The sequence below is a fragment of the Sinomonas albida genome, from assembly GCF_004919045.1.
Classification (GTDB): Bacteria; Actinomycetota; Actinomycetes; order Actinomycetales; family Micrococcaceae; genus Sinomonas; species Sinomonas albida.
Window position 1 is genome coordinate 15,055 of sequence record NZ_SWDW01000006.1, and the last position, 19,596, is coordinate 34,650.

Sequence of the window (19,596 nt, forward strand, 5' to 3'; positions counted from 1 at the left end):
ACACGTCAGACTCTCAGAAGGGGCCGGCATCCACGGGATGCCGGCCCCTTCTGTTTTGGGGGCCTTCTGTTTTGGGGGCCTTCTGTTCTGGGGGCCGCTCGCGGGCCCGGTTGCCGGCTGCTTTGGTGGTTCGCCCCACCGAGTCTGGCTGGCTGGCCCTTAAAATGCCTCAGAGATTCCCAGGGCTCAGCAGCCTTGTCCGTTGGGGTTGATGTTGCAGTCATCGGCGTAGAGGCGGACTTCTGAGCGCCAGACGGACAGGTCCCTCGGCACGGACGTCACCGCGGCAGTGCCTGCGATTGGTTGGAGGGGGCCGCCGTCGACCGAGAACCGGCCCGCGAAGACCGTCGTCAGGGACGCGGTGACGTCCCCGGTGCTGCGGTAGACATGGCTCGTCTCCGTTCTCTCCCCCAGCTGTGCCGGCGGCACCGGCCCACCCGGGACCGCCGTGCTCAAGGCCGTGCCGTCACCGTACGACCACCGGTACTCCACGGGGGCCACCCGCACTTGGACCCTCCGCCCGGCGATCGTGAGCTCGAAGGACTGCTCCGCCGGCTCGGCGTACAGGTTCGTCTCCGCGCCCTTGAGCGTGTGCCGCCCCGGCTGAGCTCCTAGCAACGGGGCCACGATCGGAAGCTCTCGCAGCTGCCGCTCCGTCACCGCCACCACCAGGCCCCCACCTGGACGCTCGGGCGGCTCACCTGGATAGAGGCAGCTTGAGTTCAGCCTCTCCGCCTCCCCACCAGCCCGCTGCCGGTACCAGCTCACGAGCATTCCCTCAGGCTTTTCGGTGCAGGCAGCCGCCGCTGCAGCGCACGACCGGGAATCACCGAAGCCCACCTGATCCGAAAGACACGCATGCGTGTACGAATACGTATATGGATCGCTCACGCCTTCAGGTAAGGGCGGATACGAGACATGGACGCGACCTTCAGATTTCGTGTGCACTTGCACGGACTCGTCGGTCCATTCGCTTTCGACACTGCCTTTCTCAATGTGCGGAAGCTCTGGTCCGGCAGCCAAGACCAGCGCGAAAGCTAGACCTAGCGCGTTCATGCTCGCCCAGCTTCAGCGGCGAACCATCTCCCATCGGCAAATCGCGCGAAGATGACCTGAGAGCCTTCCGCCCGGCCGCCCGCCCGATCCTCCGCGATCGAACCATCCTTTGCATAGGTCACAGATCGCGACTCGTCGAGGAAGAAGTACCCAATGACATTTTTGTCCGGATCGAGCGACATGTTGGCCTCAAATCCTTGGACGTCTCTTCGCGGCCCGGAGCTCCAACCGCCGCCTGAATGAATCCGGGTAGCCTTTTCGATCTGAAATTGACACATCTTGCAAGTCTCCAGTGACGCTTCTCGCAGTGGTGAGACGTTGCCAGACTCCCGCGCATAGGTAATCGTGTCGAACCAGTACTGCGTGAAGGCCGCGAACCCCTCCTTGGTGTTCGTTTTCGCTGCCTCGGGCAGCTCGGGCTTCGGGGCATTTCTGGCTGGGCCGTTGGAGCTAGCGGCGGTTGGACGCGGATCCGGAGCGGACGGCGAGCTGGCCGGCGAAGCCGGGCTCGGGGCCTCGGACTGTGCCGCGTCGGCGGGCACGGAACTGCACGCGCTCAACGTCAGGCAGGTGGCAACAAGGCACGCCAGCACCGCGGGCACCGAACACGAAACGCGAACCCCCAGGCGACGAAGCACTGTGGGCAAAGAGCGATGGATAGTGCGATTGAGCGCCATTGACGTCCCCCAAAGTCGTCGGTGCTGAATCCGCGCCTAAGACCGTGATATTCCGTGGCGCGGCATTCCTACCCTAAACACGACTCGAAGGGCCTCAGTCCGCCTTAGCGAAAACTCAGTGGCCGCGGAGCTGGTTTCTACGTGGCCGTTCAGTGCGCGGATCGGACAGCGTCGGCAGGGCGGCACGCCAGCACGGCAGCACGCGGACTCGCAGCGCAGACCGGGTGCCTGTAACCCGACTGCGCTGGCCTGACGCCAGCACTGCGGTGTGGACCGGTTCGGCTCCGGGCGCCTCAGCGGGCGCGGGCGGAGACGCTCACCACTGCGAGGGCGCGTTCGACGGCGTAGCCCGGGTCGCGTGAAAGCCCCTTCACCTCGGCGTCCGCCTCGGCCACGGCTCGGATCGCCGCGGCCAGGCTCTGGGGCGTCCATCCCCGGATGTCCCGCTGGGCCTGTTCGACGAGCCACGGCTGCAGGCCGAGCGTGCGCGCGATGCTCTGTGCCGACCCGTGCTCGCCGGCGACCTTCGCAAGCGTGCGCAGCTTGGACGCAATGGCCGCCACAATCGGCACCGGATCGACACCCGTCTCAATCGCGTGGCGGAAGGTCGAAAGGGCTTGGGCGCTGCGTCCGGAAAGCGCGGCGTCGGCGACCTTGAAGGCCGTAGCCTCGACGCGGCCTCCGAAGTACTTTTCGACCGTCGCGACGTCGACAGTCGATGTGGCATCCAGCTGAAGCTGGCTGCACGCTGCGCCGAGTTCGGCCAGGCTGCTCCCCACAGCGGCCACGAGAGCATCAACGGCGTCCCGATCTATTCGGCGGCCCGACCCTTTGAACTCGGCCGCGACGAAGGCTACCTTGTCGGCGTCCTTCTTGAGCGGCTGGCACTCGACGACCGGGGCGCCGGAGGCTTTGACTGCGTCGAGGAGCTTCTTCCCGCGCGCCCCGCCAGCGTGCCGCAGCACGAGCACGATCTCGGGATCCGGGGCAGCGATGTAGGCGAGGGCATCCTTGAGGAAGTCCTCGTTCATCGACTCGAGGCCATGGATCTCGATGAGCTTGCTCTCGCCGAACAGCGACGGCGAGGCGGCGAGGAGGATCTCCCCCGCACCGTAGGACGCCGCCTCGAGACGCGAGACTTCGAGGGCAGGCTCGGCGGCCCTCGCCTCGCGCCGAATCCGGTCCAGCGCCCTCGCGGCGAGGTAGTCCTCCGGTCCAGTGACGAGGACCACGGGCGCCGGCCCGGCACTCCTGAAGTCGACCGTGTTTGCCGCGCCTGCGCCCGCTCGCGCTCCCGGCCCGGAGCGTGCCGCCATCACCGTACCGACCTGAGCGCCGTCTGATTCACCCGTCCACCTTTTCACGTGGGCGGCCGGCCGCCAAGCGCAGCGCCCGGCCCGCGAGAGCGGTGGCGCCACGGCGGACCCGCGGGTCGCCCGCGGCAAGGACCGCCGCGCCATTGAGGGCCGACACGAATCCCATGGCGACCATACCGGGTGGGCCCTCGGGCCACTCGAGGCCCGCACTCGGAAGGGCCGCAGTCATGTGGGCAATGAGGGCCAGAAGCTCCGCGGGCGGCCCTGCCACGGCGATGGCCATGGATGCGACGGGAGGCGCCACGGAGGCTGCAGCGAGCGCGAGTGTCGAGGCGATCGTGATGAGCGGTACAAGCGGCGCCGCCACGAGGTTCGCCGCCAGCGACCACGTCTGGAACTGAGGCTGGACGAGCACGAGGACGGGTCCGCACAGAAGCTGGGCTGAGAGCGGGACCGCGACAGCGAGCGAGAGCCAGTCCGGCAGATGCGCGCGGAGCGCCGCGGCCAGCCGAGGGGCGATGAGGATGATGCCGAGTGTCGCGAGGACGGACAACAGGAAGCCGAGGCTCAGCGAGAGTGCGGGGTCGGCGAGCAGGATGACCACGACAGCGAGACTGAGGGCGGAGCAGCCCGGGCCGGGACGACCCGTCGCGAGCGCGAGCAGGCCTACCGACCCCATCGCGGCCGCCCGGAGAACGCTCGGCTCGGGACCGACGACGGCGACAAACGCCACGAGTGTGACGGCGCACCCAGCGACAACGGCCCATCGTGGACACCGCGCGAGCCGCAGGCCAAGAGTTGCGCAGCCGAGCACTATTGCGAAATTGGCCCCGCTGACGGCAGTCAGATGCCCGAGGCCCGCGGTGCGCATGTCCTCCTCGAGCTGCGGGTCGAGGCGGCTTCGATCCCCCGTCGCGAGGGCCGGCACGAGGCCTGCGGCGTCCGCGGGTAGCCGCCCGGCCAGTTGCCGCAACGCCTCACGGGCGCGCGCGGGACCGGACGCCGATGGGGACACGCCGACCGCCCTCGGCGGCCCCGCGAGGGTCACGAACGGCTCCTCACCAGGTGCCGCAGCACGGACGCGTACGGGAGCCTGGACGATCTCTCCCACGCTGAGCCGGGATAGCGCCTCACCGCCGGTCACAATGATGCGCACCGAGGCCGAGAACCGAAGGCCCGCTCGAGTGCCTTCGAGGAGCCTCGCGCTGGCCGTGAATCGCGCCTCTTGGGAGTCACGCCCGCTCGGACGCTGGCGATGCGGTTCGGCAAGGACCTCGACGACGGCCACAGTGGCGCCGCCTTCGGCGATGAGTTCTGCTACCGGGCCGGCTGCATCGTGGGCGAGCCTCGCGGAGGATGCCGAGAGTCCGGCGCCCCATGCGACGGACAGGGCCCCCGAGAGACAGAGGACACCGAGCGTTCCGTCGATCGTGCGCCTTCCCGCTCGTGCCCGTCCTCCTCGCGACTCGCTGCGGTCGAGGGGCCGCCGAGCGTGCCGCCGAGTTGCCCTGGCGAAGGCCCACCATCCGGTGGCGCCCCCGAGCCCTCCGAGCCCGACGACTGCGGCTACGAGCGCGGTGTCGCCGGCCGAGAGTCCCATGCTCGGCCCGGACTCTGCCCATGCCGCTCCGGCCCACAGCGCAGCAGCGAGCGGTACGAGGCGGAGGTCCCGCCAAGGCCGCGGGGCCGGCCTCGCCTCTGCCGCCTTGTTCGACCGACGCTGAGCCCTCTGGTCCGAGAGCCGGTCAAGGCGGTGTCGGACGGCGATCAGCCCCCTGCCCGCCACCGCCGCGTGCGGGGGCGCCGGGCCCGAGCTCCCCTCGCCCACGGGCCCGTGGGGACCCCGCGCGCTCGCCGTCGCGGAGTCGGCGTATCGCCGCCACGCCTGGCGCCGCTCGCTCATACAGTCACGTTGGGCCGCAGGGAGTCGAGCATTCGAGTCCCGATCCCCGGCACCGCGTCGAGGGCGTCAACCGTAGCGAAGCGCCCGTGCTGGTTCCGATAGTCGACGATGCGCTGGGCCAGCACAGGCCCGACTCGCGGGAGCCCGGCCAGCTCGTCGACGCCCGCGCGGTTCACATTGACCTTGCCCGCGGCACCACCTCGCCCAGGGGAAGCGCTCGGGCTGGGCGTTGCCACCGCCTCCTCGGTTGGATCGGCCCGACGCGGCACAACGAGCCGCGCGCCGTCGACAAGGGGAGCGGCGAGATTGAGCCGATCCGGTTCCGCCCCGGCGGCCGGACCGCCCGCGGCGGCGATCGCGTCGTTGACGCGCATCCCTTCGGGCAGTCTGTACACCCCCGGGGCACCCACCGCGCCGGTCACGTGCACCACGAGCTGCCGCCCGCCGTCGTCCGTTGCCGGGGACGGCGAGCTGGATGCCGTCGGGGACCCTTGGGCACGCGCGTCCGGCTCGAGCGCGTCGACGCTCCGCACGCTGGGCGGGTCGGACGCGACCGACCACCACCACAGGCCCCCACACGCCATGAGCAGCGCGGCGACCACGGCCGTCAGACCCGCGGAGAGTGCCCAGCGCCGTCTGGGGCCGGGTTCCGGGCCCTCCTCGGGCCCGGCGTCGGGCTCGACCACCCCCTCTGCCCGCCTGATCCGGGCCGGTCCGAGCTCGAGGAGGCCCTCGGTGCACTCGGCGGGGCCGCCGTCCCCGCCCGCATAACGATCCCAGCGCCGGGCCGGGTGCGTGGTTCGAGCTCGACGTCCCATGGGCTCAACGCTGACACGCTGGAGGGGCCCAGACCACCGCCTCGGTGCCGCATGTGCGCTCAGCCCAGGGAGATCGGCTGTGGAGGAGCAGCAAGCGCCGCGAGTCCGCGGCCTACCGGGCTTCGCGCAGGGGGCCCGCGACGACGACCGCGAGAACTCCCGGCCCCGTGTGCGCGGCGAGGACCGCGGGCAGCGGAGAGACGATCACGTCAGTGTCGCCGCCGAGCTCGCGGGACAGCTCGTGGGCGAGGCCGTCAGCCTCGGCGCGGTCGCCGAAATAGTGCACGGCGAGTTGGGGATTCACGCGCCGCCGGGCGTCCTCCACAGAGAGCTCGCGCAGGCGTGGAAGCGCCCGCGCGCTCGTGCGGATCCGTTCGATGGGAACGATCTGTCCGTCCCGGATCGCAAGGAGCGGCTTGATGGCAAGGACGGTGCCGACCCATGCCGCGGCGGCTCCGATCCGGCCCCCGCGACGCAGCTGCTCGAGGCTCGGCAGGAAGAATCGCACCTCGGAACCCGCGAGGGCTTCGTGCACCGCGGCAACGACGCCGTCGCCGTCCAGGCCCGCCGCGGCGGCGGCCGCCGCGGCCTGGACGGCGAAGCCCTCGGCGAGCCCTGCGGTCCGGGTGTCGACCACGTGGACGGGCACGTCGACGAGCTCCGAGGCGAGCCGCGCGGCGTCGGCCGTACCCGAGAGCGCCCCCGAGAGATGCACCGACACGATACTTTCGTAGCCGGCTTCGGCCAGCTGGCGGAAGACACGCTCGAACACTCCCGGGGCGGGCCGCGACGTCCTCACCGGCCTGCCAGCGGCAAGCGCGATGCCGAGCGCGGCGACCGCCTCGGGTCCGTCGGCGAAGATCTCGTCGCCGGCCATGATCGAGAGAGGCACGACCGCGAACCCGCCGCGTGCGTCCGCGGCTCTGGTCCATTCCGGGAGCAGGCCGGCCGCGCTGTCGGTCACGACCGCCGTCCGGACCGCTTGGGCGTCCGCTCCGCGCGGCAGGAGGCGGCCAAGGCGCTCCACCCGCAAGCGGTCCCTCAGCCAGCCAGCCGGCGAACGCTCTGCCACGCCCACGACCCGCCCGTGGCTACGCCGGGACGATGTTCACGAGCTTCGGCGCGCGCACGATGACCGTGCGGATGCCCCTGCCGTCCAGGATGCGCTGGACGTTGGGCGAGGCGAGCGCCAGCTCGCGGAGCGCGTCCTCGGTGACGTCGGGCGAGACCTCGATCCTGTCGCGCACCTTGCCCTGCACCTGGACGACGGCGGTGACCGTCTCCTCGACGAGGAGCGAGGGATCGTGGGCCGGCCACGACGCGTTGGCTACCGACGGCTCGTGGCCCAGCGCAGCCCACAGGTCCTCGGCCGTGTACGGCGCGACGAGGCTCAGGATGATCGCCACCGCCTCGACGGCCTCGCGGACTGCCGGATCGGCGCCGCCCGGTCCGTTGTCGATCGCCTTGCGGGTGGCGTTGACGAGCTCCATGGCCTTCGCGACGACGACGTTGAACTTGTGCGCCTCGACGAGCTCGGACGCGTCGGCGAGGGTGCGATGGGTGACTGAGCGCAGGCCCCGATCACCCGTTGCCGGGTCGACGCCCGGCTCGCTCGTCACGTCCTGGCCGAGCCGCCACGCGCGGGCGAGGAACTTGGCCGAGCCGGACGGCGAGACGTCGGCCCAGTCGACGTCGTCCTCGGGCGGCGACGCGAAGACCATGGTGAGACGCACCGCATCGACGCCGAACTTGTCGAGCTGCTCGCTCAGGTCCACGCCGTTCCCGAGGGACTTGCTCATGGCCTTGCCGCCGTTGAGCACCTGGCCCTGGTTCATGAGGGACGCGAACGGCTCCTCGAAGTCGATGAGCCCCATGTCCTTCATGACCTTGGTGAAGAACCGGCTGTAGAGGAGGTGCAGAATCGCGTGCTCGACGCCGCCCACGTACTGCGCGACGGGCATCCAGCGCTTGGCCGCATCGGTGTCGAAGGGACCCTCGGTGTAATCCGGCGAGAGATAGCGGAGGTAGTACCACGACGAGTCGACGAACGTGTCCATCGTGTCCGTGTCCCGCTTCGCCGGGCCGCCGCACGAAGGGCACTCCACGTTGACCCAATGCTCGGCCGCCGCGAGCGGCGACGTGCCCTTCGGCGCGAGCTGCTCGCCGCGCAGGTCGTCGGGGAGGCGCACCGGCAGCTCGCCGTCCGGCACGGGCACCTCGCCGCACACCTCGCAGTGGATGATCGGGATCGGCGCGCCCCAGAACCGCTGGCGCGAGAGGAGCCAGTCGCGGAGGCGGTAATTGACGGTGCCTGATCCGCTCCCGGCCGCCTCGACGATCTCGATGGCCTTGGCGATGCCCTCCGCCTTCGTCAGCCCGTCGAGCGGGCCCGAGTTCACGATCGTGCCCTCTCCCGACGTCGCGACGCCGCTCTCCGCCGGATACTCCTCGCCCGTCTCGAGCACGGGGCGCACGGGGAGCCCGAAGGCGCGCGCGAAGTCGAGGTCGCGCTGGTCGTGGGCAGGGACTGCCATGATGGCGCCCGTGCCGTAGTCGGCCAGGACGTAGTCGGCGGCCCAGACCGGGAGGCGCTCGCCGCTCAGGGGGTTGACGGCGTATCGGCCCAGGAACACGCCGGTCTTCTCACGGTCGGTGTTCTGGCGCTCGATCTCGGACAGCGCCTTGACGCGGTCTTGGTACTCCGCGAGTGCGCCGGCCTGCTCGGGGGTCACGAGTTCCGCAGCGAGGTCGGCGTCCGCCGCGACGACGAAGAAGGTGGCGCCGTAGAGCGTGTCGGGGCGCGTCGTGAACACCGTCACCGTGCGCTCGGGCTGGGACCCCGCAGAGCCGCTCGCCGTCGCGTCGATGACGAAGTCGACGTGCGCGCCCTCGGAGCGGCCGATCCAATTGCGCTGCATCGCGAGCACGCGCTCAGGCCAGTGGCCTTCGAGCCCCGCCATGTCCTCGAGCAGACGGTCCGCATAATCGGTGATCTTGAAGTACCACTGGTTGAGGGCCTTCTTGGTCACGGGCGTGCCGCAGCGTTCGCACGCGCCGTTGACCACCTGCTCGTTGGCGAGCACTGTCTGGTCCTTGGGGCACCAGTTCACCGGGTGATTCTTCCGGTACGCGAGGCCGCGCTCGTAGAAGCGCAGGAACAGCCATTGGGTCCATCGGTAGTAGTCGGGGTCCGACGTATGCAGGCGGCGCGACCAGTCGAGGCTCAGGGCGTAGCGCTTGAACGACGCTGCCTGCGTGTCGATGTTGGCGTACGTCCACTCCGAGGGGTGCGCGTTGCGCTTGATCGCGGCGTTCTCCGCGGGGAGACCGAATGAGTCCCAGCCGATCGGGTGCAGCACGTCATAGCCCTTGAGGCGCCAGTAGCGGGCCACGACGTCGCCCATCGCGAACGCCTCGGCGTGGCCCATGTGGAGATCGCCCGAGGGGTAGGGGAACATGTCGAGGACGTAGCGGCGCTCGCGGCTTCCGTCGTCCTGGGGCGTGAACACGCCCAGCTCGTCCCACACCGACGGCCATTTGGCCTCGATCGCGGCAAAGCTGTAGGCCGACTCCGACACGCCCGCAGTCGTCTGCTCCGCGCCCTGCTCTTCGCTCACCGTGCTTCTCTCCACTGTCTGCATTCCTCTCGCGGCCGCCGCGGCGACTGCCGCCATAGCAGGTACCTGCCTCCTGACACACAAAAGCCCCTCACAGGGAGGGGCTGCCGCTCGTGACGAGCGGCTAGGGAAGGAGGAGCACACCATGCATACGGATATCGTAGCGCAGGCGCCGCGCCGGACCGGGTCTAACGCACATCCTCGTCGACCCAGCCCATCGACTTGCTGACGGCCTTCTTCCACAGACGGAGCTGGCGCTCCCGCTCCTGGCCGTCCATCGAGGGTGACCAGCGCCGCCCCTCGCCCCAGTTCTCGGACAGCTCGCCGAGATCCGCCCAGAAGCCCACCGCGAGCCCTGCGGCGTAGGCGGCGCCCAGCGCGGTCGTCTCGATGACCTTCGGGCGCACCACGTCAACACCGAGGATGTCCGCCTGGAACTGCATGAGCGCGTCGTTGGCGACCATGCCGCCGTCGACCTTGAGCTCGCTCAGGGGGACGCCGGAATCCGCGTTGACCGCGTCGAGGACCTCTCGGGTCTGGAACGCCGTGGCCTCGAGCGCGGCCCGCGCGATGTGGCCCTTGTTGACGAAGCGGGTCAGGCCCACGACGGCGCCGCGTGCATCAGCGCGCCAATACGGGGCGAAGAGCCCCGAGAACGCGGGCACGATGTACACGCCGCCGTTGTCCTCGACGGAGAGCGCGAGGTTCTCGACTTGGGGCGCTGACTCGATGAGCCCCAGATTGTCGCGCAGCCACTGGATGAGCGAGCCCGCAACGGCGATAGACCCCTCGAGCGCGTAGTGCGGCGCGGCCTCGCCGAGGCGATAGCCGACGGTGGTGAGCAGCCCGTTCTTGGAGCGGACGATCTCCTCCCCCGTGTTGAAGATGAGGAAGCAGCCGGTGCCGTACGTGTTCTTCGCCTCCCCGGTGGCGAACGCGGCCTGCCCGAACGTCGCGGCCTGTTGGTCGCCCAGGATGCCCGCCACGGGCACGCCGGCGAGCGGCAGGGATTCGTGCACCGTCCCGTAGACCTCCGAGGAGGACCTGATCTCGGGCAGCATCGACGCGGGGACCCCGAAGGCGTTCAGGATCTCCTGATCCCACGCGAGCGTCTGAAGGTCCATGAACAGCGTCCTGGACGCGTTCGTGACGTCGGTGACGTGCACTCCCCCGTCCGTCCCACCGGTCAGGTTCCAGAGGAGCCAGGCGTCCGTGTTGCCGAAGAGCAGGTCGCCGGCCTCGGCCCGCTCCCGCGCGCCCTCGACGTGATCGAGGATCCACGCGACCTTGGTGCCAGAGAAGTAGGTCGCGAGCGGGAGGCCCACCGTGGCCTTGAAGCGGTCGACGCCGCCCTCCGCCGCGAGCTTGTCGACGATGGGCTGCGTGCGGGTGTCCTGCCAGACGATCGCGTTGTGGACCGGTTCGCCCGTGGTCTTGTCCCAGACGACTGCGGTCTCGCGCTGATTCGTGATGCCGACCGCGCAGATGTCCTCCCGCGTGAGGCCGGACTCAGACAGCGCCTCCGCCACGACCTTCCGCGCGTTGTCCCAGATCTCGCGGGGATCGTGTTCCACCCAACCCGCCTGGGGCAGAAGCTGCTCGTGCTCGAGCTGGCCGATCGAGACGATCGAGCCGCCGTGGTCGAACACGATGGCGCGCGTGCTCGTGGTCCCCTGGTCGATCGCGAGGACGTAGCGGGGGCGGCGGGCTTCCGGCTCAGACATTCACTGCTCCTTTGGAATGGATGCGCTGTGGGTACGATACCGAGGCTTGGGCCGTACGTGCGCCCGCCGCCGGCAGGGTGTCCTCAGCCGACGAGCTCGTCTGCCGTCACGCGGTGCGCCTCGGCGAGGGTCGTCAGCGCGAGCTCCGACTCCGCCGCGACACGTCGCTCGTCCCAGCCCAGGTGCGGCGCGAGGATCGACGCGACCTCCACGACGAGCTCGCGGGTGACGAGCCCGCGGAACGCGAGCGAAGTGCGCCGAATGAGGACGTCCACGACGTGGCCGACGTGCTCGCGCTCGGCCAGATAGGCGAGCTCTCGACGGCTCAGCTCGTGGGTGCTCCTGAGCCGGCTGTCCTCGCCCTCGCGAAGGAACGCGATGACCTCGTCCGCCCGCGTGCCGTAGCGCTCGAGCAGGACCTCGGCACGGGCGGCGTCGATGCCGAGGCCGACGTGCGCCTTGAGCCAGTCCTCCCGTGCCGCGGGGTCGGTGGGGAACCCGGCCCCGCCGCCGATCGGGAGTTCCTCGGTGTTCGTGGTGCGCTGTGCGCCGAGCTCGCCGAGCACCCGCTTCGCGAGCTGCTCGGACAGCGCGCGGAACGTGGTCCACTTCCCGCCCACGAGGCTCAGCCGCACCGGTTCTCCAGCTGATCCGCCGGTGCGCTCGATCCGGTAGTCGCGCGAGACGAAGCCCGGCGCGGTGTCACTGTGCCGTGGGAGCGGTCTGACTCCGGAGAACGTGTAGACGATCTGTTCGCGCTCCACTCGGACTCCTGGGAACACGTGGCGCATGAGCTCGAAGAAGTACTCGATCTCGGCGTCGGTGCAGACTGGCGTGAGCTCGTCCCCCGCGTGGATGTCGGTGGTCCCCACGAGCACCCGGTCGCCGATCGGATAGATGAGGACGATGCGCCCGTCCGTGTGCTCGAAGAAGATCTCGCGCCCCGCGCACGCCTGAAGCAGCTCCGGGGCGTCGAAGACGATGTGCGAGCCCTTGGTCCCGCCCATGAAGTGCGTCGCCGAGCCGAGGGCGTCGTTGGTCCGGTCGGTCCACGCCCCGGTGCAATTGACGACGACGGGTGCCGAGAAGGCGAATTCCTCACCGGTGAGCTCGTCGCGGAGCCGCACCGCGCCGTCGTCGTCCGTCCCGATGGCGCTCACGTAGTTGGCCGCGCGCGCCTTGCCGCCGTCCGCGCCCGCGGCGATCCCGTCGCGCAGGACGTCGAGCGTGAGGCGCTCGGGATTGTGCACCGAGGCGTCGAAGTACGTCGCCGTGTATTTGACGTCCGGCCGCAGCTGCGGCAGGTCGGCGAGGGCGCGCTTGCGGCCCACGAACCGGTGCCGGGGCACGACGCCGCCCTCCCGCGAGAAGGCGTCGTAGAGCGCGAGGCCGACCTTGATGAGCAGCGCGCCGCGCTCGTGCGGTTTGCCCGTGCGATGGGCGAGGAAGCGCAGCGGAGCGTTGAGGAGCCCCGAGAATGTGCTGAAGATGGGGATCGTGGTCTGGAGCGGCTTGACGTAGTGGGGCGCGATCCGCAGCAGACGATTGCGTTCGACGACGGACTCGTGGACGAGGCGGAACTCGCCGTTCTCCAGATAGCGAATTCCGCCGTGGATCATGTGGGACGACGCGCCGGACGCGCCCTGACAGTAGTCGCCCCGCTCGACCAGTGCGACGTCGATTCCTTGGAGCGCGAGGTCGCGGAAGGTGCCGACCCCGTTGATCCCGCCCCCGATGACGAGGACCTGAGCGTGGGGACGCCCGCGGAGGTCCGCGACGGTCGAACGGGCGGCGCCGGCCGTCGGGGAGCCCGCGGCGGGCTCGGCGGGGACGGGGTCGTGGGGCTGGGCCACGCAGGCCTCCTTGAATCGTTGCGACGGGCGTTACGACCATTGTTCGGAGGAGTGAGAAGAAGGATCAATACCTCTGCACATACGTGCAAAAATGGACACCATGACACCGTCTCCGGCCTGGCGGGACGCGCCTGACGACTCGATTTCCGCACACTCTCCCATGGCCCGCAAGGACCGTGACGCGCTCCTCGCCGCGCGCCTGTACTACCTGCAGGACCTCACGATGGACGCGATCGCCCGGGAGCTCCGGACCTCGCGCTCGACCGTCTCGCGGCTCCTGACGTTCGCTCGCGACACCGGCCTTGTCCAGATCCAGGTCTCGGACCCGCTCGACTCCTCGGTCGAGCTCGAGGCCGCTGTGGCGCGCCGCTACGGCGTCCGCGCCCACATCGTGCCGCACGCGGCGAACCTCAACGAGGCGGAGATGCTGGACCGCGTCGCGATGTACGCGGCGCGGACGCTGACCCCCTTCGTCGAGTCGGACCTCGTCATGGGCGTCGCCTGGGGCTCGACGCTCACGGCCATGAGCCGCTACTTGAACCGGAAGTCGACGCACGGCAGCACGGTCGTCCAGCTCAACGGCGCAGCCAACACGCAGACGATGGGGCTCGGCTACGCGAGCGAGATCGTGCGCCGCTTCGGCGCCGCCTACGACGCGGCCGTCGAAGAATTCCCCGTCCCCGCGTTCTTCGACCGGGCCGAGACGAAGCGGCTCATGTGGCGGGAGCGGAGCGTGAAGCGCGTCCTCGACGTGCAGGCCCGCATGAGGCTGGCGGTCTTCGGAGTCGGCTCGGTCCACGCGGACGTGCCGAGCCACGTCTACTCAGGCTCGTACCTCGATGAGGCGGACGTCGCGACCCTCGCATCCGAGGGGGTCGTGGGAGACATCGCGACCGTCTTCTTCCGCGAGGACGGCAGCTCGGACGGGATCGCGCTCAACGACCGCGCCACGGGACCGTCCCACCGGCACATCAGATCGGTCGAGCACAGGTTCTGCGTGGTCTCCGGTCCCTCGAAGGCGCGCAGTCTGCGCGGCGCGCTGAACGCCAGACTCGTGACGGAGCTTGTGGCCGACGAAACGACGGTGCGCGCCCTCCTCGCACTCGATGCGTGACGGCCGGCGTCCTCCGGCCAGGCGGCGCACTGCCGGACCGCGCCGAGTCTCGCCCGGTAGAGTCGGTGCCATGATCGCGCGCGACGAGGTGGACTGATGGTGGCCACGGCAGAAGACGGATTCCTCTCCCCGGCACTCGACGTCCGCGAACACCGCACCACGGTCACGGTCCTCGGGGCCGAGACGGCCGTCTTCACGTACGAGCCGGAGGCCGGGCCCGGCGCGCCCGCCCCGACGATCCTCGCCGTGCACGGGTTCCGCGGGACGCATCATGGACTCCTGCGCATCGTGGACCGCCTCGGGGATGTGCGGGTCATCATGCCCGACCTTCCCGGCTTCGGGGTCTCCTCTCCCCTCGAAACCGCACCCCATGACATCGCGGGCTACGCAGAATGGCTCGGCGCCCTTGCCGACGAACTGGCCCTCGGCCCCGACACCGTGCTGCTGGGCCACTCGTTCGGTTCGATCGTCGCGGCCCACTTCGTGGCCGAACACCCTGAGCGGTTCGCCCGGCTGATCCTCGTCAATCCCATCTCGGCCCCGGCGCTCGAGGGCCCGAAGGGCGTCCTGAGCCGCCTCGCCGTCGGCTACTACCGGGCCGGCGCGTCGCTCCCCGAGCCGGCCGGCGCCGGCCTCCTACGGCACCCCCTCATCGTGCGGCTCATGAGCGAAGCCATGGCCAAGACGCGGGATGCTGGCCTGCGGCACTTCGTCCACGGCCAGCACGCCGAGCACTTCTCGAGCTTCGCGAACCGCGACATGCTGCTTGAATCCTTCGAGGCGTCCGTCTCCCACACTGCTGCCGAGGTGGCCGACCGGCTCACGCTGCCCGTGCTCCTCATCGCGGGCGATCGCGACGAAGTCGCCCCGCTCGCCGCAGTGCGGCGCTTCCACGAGCGACTGTCCGACTCGAGGCTCACGGTGATTCCCGGCGTCGGCCACCTCATCCACTACGAGACGCCCGAGCCGGCCGCCCAGTCGATCCGCGACTTCCTCGGCGAGGAGGGCGCCAAGTGAGGCTGCTCGTCGACGCACGGTTCACGCGCACAGACCACCACGACGGCATCAGCCGATTCGGGGCGAGCCTCATCGAGGCGGTCGCGGCCCGCACCGAAACGGCCATGCTCATCAGCGACGAGCGCCAGCTCGCGCTCCTGCCGGACGTACCCCACGTCAAGGTGTCGAGCCCGCTTTCGCCCGCGGAGCTCTTCGTGGCCGGGCGCGTGAACGGGCTCGCGCCCGACGTCGTCTTCTGCCCCATGCAGACCATGGGCTCGTGGGGCCGCCGCTACCCCCTCATCCTCACGCTCCACGACCTCATCTACTACGAGCACCCGGAACCGCCGGGATTCCTCCCCGCGCCCGTGCGGCTGCTCTGGCGGCTCTACCACAAGGCCTACTGGCCGCAGCGCGCGCTCCTCAACCGGGCCGACGTCGTCGCGACCGTGAGCCACACCACAAAGTGGCTCATGTCCGAGAAGCGGCTCACGAAGCGTCCCGTCCGCATCGTCGGGAACGCGCCGCAGGGCGGTGGCGTGCCCCGGGACGCCGACGCCTCCCCGAAGCGCAGCCTCGTCTACATGGGCTCGTTCATGCCGTACAAGAACGTCGAGACGGTCATCGCAGGGATGTCCTCGCTGCCCGAATACACCCTCCACCTCCTGAGCCGCATCTCCCCTGCGCGCAGGGCGGAACTCGAGGCGATCGTCCCCGCCGGGGCGTCGGTCGAGTTCCACGGGGGCGTGAGCGATGAGGAATACGAGGCGATCCTGCGCGAGGCGACCGCCCTCGTGAGCCTCTCGCGCTCGGAGGGCTATGGCCTCCCGCTCGTCGAGGCGATGTCGCTGGGCACGCCGGTCATTGCGAGCGACATCCCGATCTTCCGCGAGGTGGGCGGCGACGGCGCACGGTTTGTCGACCCGGATTCACCAGAGGCGTTCGCCGCGGCCGTGAGGGGCCTCGAACTGCCGGGGGTGTGGGCCGACGCGTCGCGTGCCGCGGTGCGCCAGGCCGAGACGTTCAGCTGGGACCGATCCGCCGAGGCGCTGCTCGAGGCGGCGGAGGAGGCGATCGCGGTCTTCCGGGCACGTCAGAGCGGCGCGCGTGGTCTCATCTCGGCAGTCAGAGGACGTCTGCGCCGTCGAGCCTGAGCTGGACCGGCTCGGAACCCCGCCGCGTTGCGTGGGCGATCCGCGCCGCGCGCAGCGCACGGGTCGCCTCCGGACCTTCCGCCACGGGGAAGAAAATCAGGAGGCGCCACGACGCGTCGGCCGCTGCGGTGCCCGAGGGCGCCGGGAGGGCGACCGGGCCTGCCTTGCGCACGCCCGGCTTTCCGAGCAGGCCGGCCGCGGCGGAGGCGAAGCCCTCGACCGCCGAACGCGAGCCGGTCACCGCCGCGACGCGAACGGCCGGAGGCAGCGACAAGGTCCGCCGAAGCCCGAGCTCGCGTGCCGCGAAGCCTTCCGGATCCCACCTCACGAGGGCCGAGACGGCCTCGTGGTCGCCCGCCGTGATGACGACCCTCCCGCCCTTCTCTGCCGGGCGCACGAGAGCCGCCGCGTTGAGCCACCGGCGCAGGGCCTCTTCGCCCGCCCGCAGACTCTCGCGTCCCAGGAGCGAATCGCCGTCGAGCAGGAGGGCCGCAGCGTAGCCCTGGGGCGCGACGGGCTCCGCCCCGACCGTCGCGACGACAAGCGCAGGGCTTCCGGGCACCTCCGCCTTGACGTTGTCCCCCGATGACGTGACGACGACGGCTCCCGGGAAGGCGCGGCCCAGCTCCTCCGCGGTGCGCAGCGCACCGATCGACGAACGGCGCAGCTCCTTGCCGCCGCAGTGCGGGCACGTCCAGGCATTCGCGGGCGTCCCACACCAGCGGCACGCGATGCGGCGCGCGGATCCGGGCCCCGCGTTCTCGGCGAGCGGGCCCGAGCATTCGGCGCACCGCGCGGGCTCGCGGCACCGTTCGCACGCGAGCGACGGCGCGTACCCCGCGCGCGCGACCTGCACGAGCACCGGTCCCTCGACCAGGGCCTCGCGCGCGAGCTGCCACGCGGCATGCGGAAGGCGCGCCATGCGTGCGTACGGGTCGCGGGCCGTCTCGAAGCTGTCGGCCGTGCTGACGACGCGCGGAAGCCGCCGCCTGAGCACGGACCGGGCCGCGGACACGCTCTGGAGCCACCCGCTCTCGACGAGCCGCTGGGCCTCGGTGGACACGGTGTGCCCCGCGAGCAAGAGCGCGCAGCCCTCGAGCTCGGACCGCAGCAGGCAGACCTCGCGGGTGTGGAAGTACGGAGCGCGGGGCTCGGCGTGGAGGTCGTCGCCGTCGTCCCAGCACACCACGAGGCCCAGATCCCGCACGGGGGCGAGGGCCGCTCCGCGCGTCCCGACCGCCACCCGTGCCCGGCCCGCGAGGAGGTCGAGGAAGCCGCGATAGCGCTGCGAGGGGCCGTCCTCCGCCGCGAGGCGGACGATCGGATCGCCCGGGAGCGAGTCCCCGAGCGCCGCGAAGGCCCTCTCGAGATCCCGGCCGTCCGGCACGACCACGAGCGCGCCCCGTCCGGTGAGCCGCACGGCCCGGACAGCCTCGGCCACGAGGGCCGGCCAGCCGCGCGGGCCGTAGCCCTCGACCGCCTGGAGCGACGCGCGCGGGCTCCCGCCCGCACCGAGGTGCCGCAGGAACGCGGGGCCACGCTGCAGCTCGGCCCACGCGGAAGCGCCAGCCGGGCCGCCGCCGTCGTCCGTTGCGGCGCCCGTTGTCGTCGCCGCGGGCCCCGAGGCCTCGGGCTCCGGGGCCGCGCCGCCCGCGAGCTCACCGAGGTATTCGCTCTCGACGCGCGCCGCGCGCGGCGGCACGGCGAAGCGGAGGACGTCGCCGAGCGCACCAGCCCACCGCTCAGCGACCGCGGCGGCGAGGCGCGCGATGGTCGGCGTGAGGACGACGGCGGGCGAGACCACCTTGAGCAGGGGCTGGAGCGCGACCCCCGAGTCGGAGGCGTCGACCCGCTCGAGCAGGAAGCCCGAGAGCTCCTGGCCGGACAGGCGCACCCGCACGCGCACTCCGGGCTGGGCGGCCGCGGACAGCTCCTCGGGGACGAGGTAGTCGAAGAGGCGGTCGAGCTGCGGGAGCGGCGACTCCACACAGACGCGCGCCACGGGCCGCTCGCGAGCCGGCTCGGGCTTTGCCGACGCGCGCGCTGGCCCTGGGAAGCCGAGGAGCAGCGACGGCTGCTCCGCCTCCGGCCCGGCCAACCCACCGGCACCCGACGCGTGCTGGCTCATCAGGCGCCGAAGAAGTCCTTGAGCGCCTGGACCCGGTCGAGCCGCTCCCACGTGAAGTCCGGCTCCTCCCGGCCGAAGTGGCCGTGCGCAGCGGTCTTCGCGTAGATGGGGCGCTTGAGGTCGAGCGCGTCGATGATGGCGCGCGGCCGCAGGTCGAAGACCTCGTTGATCGCGGCGCTGATGCGCAGCGGGTTGACACTCTCGGTGCCGAACGTCTCGACGTAGATGCCGACCGGGCGGGCCTGGCCGATCGCGTAGGCGATCTGGATCTCGGCGCGGCGCGCGAGCCCCGCCGCCACGACGTTCTTCGCGACCCAGCGCATCGCGTACGCGCCCGAGCGGTCCACCTTGGACGGGTCCTTGCCCGAGAAAGCGCCGCCGCCGTGCCGCGAGAAGCCGCCGTACGTGTCGACGATGATCTTGCGGCCCGTGAGGCCCGCGTCGCCGACGGGCCCGCCGATGATGAACGGCCCCGCGGGGTTGAGGATGCTCCGCACATGGTCGCTCTCGAGCTGGCTCGCCGCGAGGACCGGCGCGATCACGTGATCAGCGAGGTCGGCCCGGAGCTTGGAGAGCTGCGTCCCCTCGGAGTGCTGGCTCGAGATGACGACCGTCTCCACGGTCACCGGCTGATCTCCGTTGTAGCCGACCGTGACCTGCGTCTTGCCGTCGGGGCGCAGATACGCCAGCTCGCCGCTCTTGCGCACCTCGGTGAGGCGCTCCGAGAGCCGGTGCGCGAGCCAGATGGGCGTCGGCATGTACGTGGGCGTCTCGTCGCTCGCGTAGCCGAACATGATGCCCTGGTCCCCCGCGCCCTGGCGGTCGTATTCGTCCTCGAGCGTGCCCTCGCGGGACTCGAGCGAGTTGAACACGCCGTCGAAGATGTCCGAGGACTGCTGCCCGATCGAGACGGACACGCCGCAGCGCGCGCCGTCGAAGCCGTTGGCCGAGGAGTCGTAGCCGATCCCGAGGATCGTGTTGCGCACGATCTGCGGGATCTCGACGTATGCGTCGGTGGTGACCTCGCCCGCGACGTGTACGAGACCCGTCGTCGCCATCGTCTCGACCGCCACCTTGGACTCCGGATCAGCCGCGAGGAGAGCGTCCAGGATCGCGTCGCTGATCTGGTCGCAGATCTTGTCCGGGTGCCCTTCCGTGACGGATTCGGAGGTGAAGAGCCTCAAGGCGGTGGGGTCTGCCGGGCGTGCGGCGTCAAGGGGAGCGTGGGTCACTGCACTAC

General features: G+C 70.7%; 14 protein-coding genes. 3 read left to right on the forward strand and 11 right to left on the reverse strand.

The window, feature by feature from the left end:
• Positions 1-186: 186 nt before the first annotated feature.
• The 9 genes from E6A26_RS07290 to E6A26_RS07330 form a co-directional block, all read right to left on the reverse strand.
• Positions 187-669 carry a PKD domain-containing protein gene (locus tag E6A26_RS07290; protein WP_234865188.1) on the reverse strand — a complete coding sequence of 161 codons (483 nt, stop codon included), beginning with the start codon at positions 667-669 and terminating at the stop codon, positions 187-189.
• A 383-nt stretch (positions 670-1,052) separates the two neighbouring features.
• On the reverse strand, positions 1,053-1,733 hold the full coding sequence (locus E6A26_RS17890) for a DUF6318 family protein (protein ID WP_234865190.1): 681 nt from the start codon (positions 1,731-1,733) through the stop codon (positions 1,053-1,055).
• 293 nt (positions 1,734-2,026) lie between these two features.
• Positions 2,027-3,049, reverse strand: a complete 1,023-nt coding sequence (gene holA, locus E6A26_RS07300) for a DNA polymerase III subunit delta (RefSeq protein ID WP_136610541.1) — start codon at positions 3,047-3,049, stop codon at positions 2,027-2,029.
• A 28-nt stretch (positions 3,050-3,077) separates the two neighbouring features.
• Positions 3,078-4,952: a ComEC/Rec2 family competence protein gene (locus tag E6A26_RS07305; RefSeq protein ID WP_136610542.1), complete on the reverse strand. Its 1,875-nt coding sequence runs from the start codon at positions 4,950-4,952 to the stop codon at positions 3,078-3,080.
• Positions 4,949-5,770 (reverse strand): ComEA family DNA-binding protein, encoded by an 822-nt coding sequence (locus tag E6A26_RS07310; protein ID WP_136610543.1) that lies wholly within the window; start codon positions 5,768-5,770, stop codon positions 4,949-4,951. The genes E6A26_RS07305 and E6A26_RS07310 overlap by 4 nt, the downstream gene beginning before the upstream one ends.
• A gap of 112 nt (positions 5,771-5,882) precedes the next feature.
• Complete coding sequence (locus E6A26_RS07315) at positions 5,883-6,797, reverse strand: DegV family protein (RefSeq protein WP_234865192.1); 915 nt, start codon at positions 6,795-6,797, stop codon at positions 5,883-5,885.
• A 64-nt stretch (positions 6,798-6,861) separates the two neighbouring features.
• Complete coding sequence (gene leuS, locus E6A26_RS07320; RefSeq protein WP_234865194.1) at positions 6,862-9,387, reverse strand: leucine--tRNA ligase; 2,526 nt, start codon at positions 9,385-9,387, stop codon at positions 6,862-6,864.
• A 188-nt stretch (positions 9,388-9,575) separates the two neighbouring features.
• Entirely contained in the window at positions 9,576-11,111 is a 1,536-nt protein-coding gene (gene glpK / locus E6A26_RS07325; protein ID WP_136610545.1) for a glycerol kinase GlpK, read from the reverse strand.
• A gap of 83 nt (positions 11,112-11,194) precedes the next feature.
• Positions 11,195-12,964: a glycerol-3-phosphate dehydrogenase/oxidase gene (locus tag E6A26_RS07330; protein ID WP_136610546.1), complete on the reverse strand. Its 1,770-nt coding sequence runs from the start codon at positions 12,962-12,964 to the stop codon at positions 11,195-11,197.
• A 160-nt stretch (positions 12,965-13,124) separates the two neighbouring features.
• Between E6A26_RS07330 and E6A26_RS07335 the strand changes: the two genes are divergently transcribed.
• The 3 genes from E6A26_RS07335 to E6A26_RS07345 all read left to right on the forward strand — a co-directional run bounded on the left by E6A26_RS07335 (position 13,125) and on the right by E6A26_RS07345 (position 16,228).
• The gene (locus E6A26_RS07335; RefSeq protein ID WP_136610711.1) at positions 13,125-14,078 is read left to right on the forward strand and encodes a sugar-binding transcriptional regulator; all 954 of its coding nucleotides are present in this window, start codon (positions 13,125-13,127) and stop codon (positions 14,076-14,078) included.
• A 96-nt stretch (positions 14,079-14,174) separates the two neighbouring features.
• Positions 14,175-15,095 (forward strand): alpha/beta fold hydrolase, encoded by a 921-nt coding sequence (locus tag E6A26_RS07340; RefSeq protein ID WP_136610547.1) that lies wholly within the window; start codon positions 14,175-14,177, stop codon positions 15,093-15,095.
• Positions 15,092-16,228 carry a glycosyltransferase family 4 protein gene (locus tag E6A26_RS07345; RefSeq protein ID WP_136610548.1) on the forward strand — a complete coding sequence of 379 codons (1,137 nt, stop codon included), beginning with the start codon at positions 15,092-15,094 and terminating at the stop codon, positions 16,226-16,228. Before E6A26_RS07340 ends, E6A26_RS07345 begins: the two co-directional genes overlap by 4 nt.
• Here E6A26_RS07345 and E6A26_RS07350 read toward each other — a convergent pair.
• Both E6A26_RS07350 and metK read right to left on the reverse strand, forming a co-directional pair.
• Positions 16,200-18,356: a primosomal protein N' gene (locus E6A26_RS07350; protein ID WP_136610549.1), complete on the reverse strand. Its 2,157-nt coding sequence runs from the start codon at positions 18,354-18,356 to the stop codon at positions 16,200-16,202. The two genes, E6A26_RS07345 and E6A26_RS07350, sit on opposite strands and share 29 nt — an antisense overlap.
• Positions 18,356-19,588 (reverse strand): methionine adenosyltransferase, encoded by a 1,233-nt coding sequence (gene metK, locus E6A26_RS07355; RefSeq protein ID WP_136610550.1) that lies wholly within the window; start codon positions 19,586-19,588, stop codon positions 18,356-18,358. The genes E6A26_RS07350 and metK overlap by 1 nt, the downstream gene beginning before the upstream one ends.
• Between the last annotated feature and the right edge of the window lie 8 nt (positions 19,589-19,596).

Excerpts from the sequence above, each read along its gene's own strand:
- E6A26_RS07340 (WP_136610547.1), top strand. The coding sequence starts at position 14,175 with ATGGTGGCCACGGCAGAAGACGGATTCCTCTCCCCGGCACTCGACGTC.
- E6A26_RS17890 (WP_234865190.1), bottom strand. The coding sequence starts at position 1,733 with ATGGCGCTCAATCGCACTATCCATCGCTCTTTGCCCACAGTGCTTCGT.
- glpK (WP_136610545.1), bottom strand. The coding sequence starts at position 11,111 with ATGTCTGAGCCGGAAGCCCGCCGCCCCCGCTACGTCCTCGCGATCGAC.
- E6A26_RS07350 (WP_136610549.1), bottom strand. The coding sequence starts at position 18,356 with ATGAGCCAGCACGCGTCGGGTGCCGGTGGGTTGGCCGGGCCGGAGGCG.
- E6A26_RS07310 (WP_136610543.1), bottom strand. The coding sequence starts at position 5,770 with ATGGGACGTCGAGCTCGAACCACGCACCCGGCCCGGCGCTGGGATCGT.
- E6A26_RS07335 (WP_136610711.1), top strand. The coding sequence starts at position 13,125 with ATGGCCCGCAAGGACCGTGACGCGCTCCTCGCCGCGCGCCTGTACTAC.
- E6A26_RS07305 (WP_136610542.1), bottom strand. The coding sequence starts at position 4,952 with ATGAGCGAGCGGCGCCAGGCGTGGCGGCGATACGCCGACTCCGCGACG.
- holA (WP_136610541.1), bottom strand. The coding sequence starts at position 3,049 with ATGGCGGCACGCTCCGGGCCGGGAGCGCGAGCGGGCGCAGGCGCGGCA.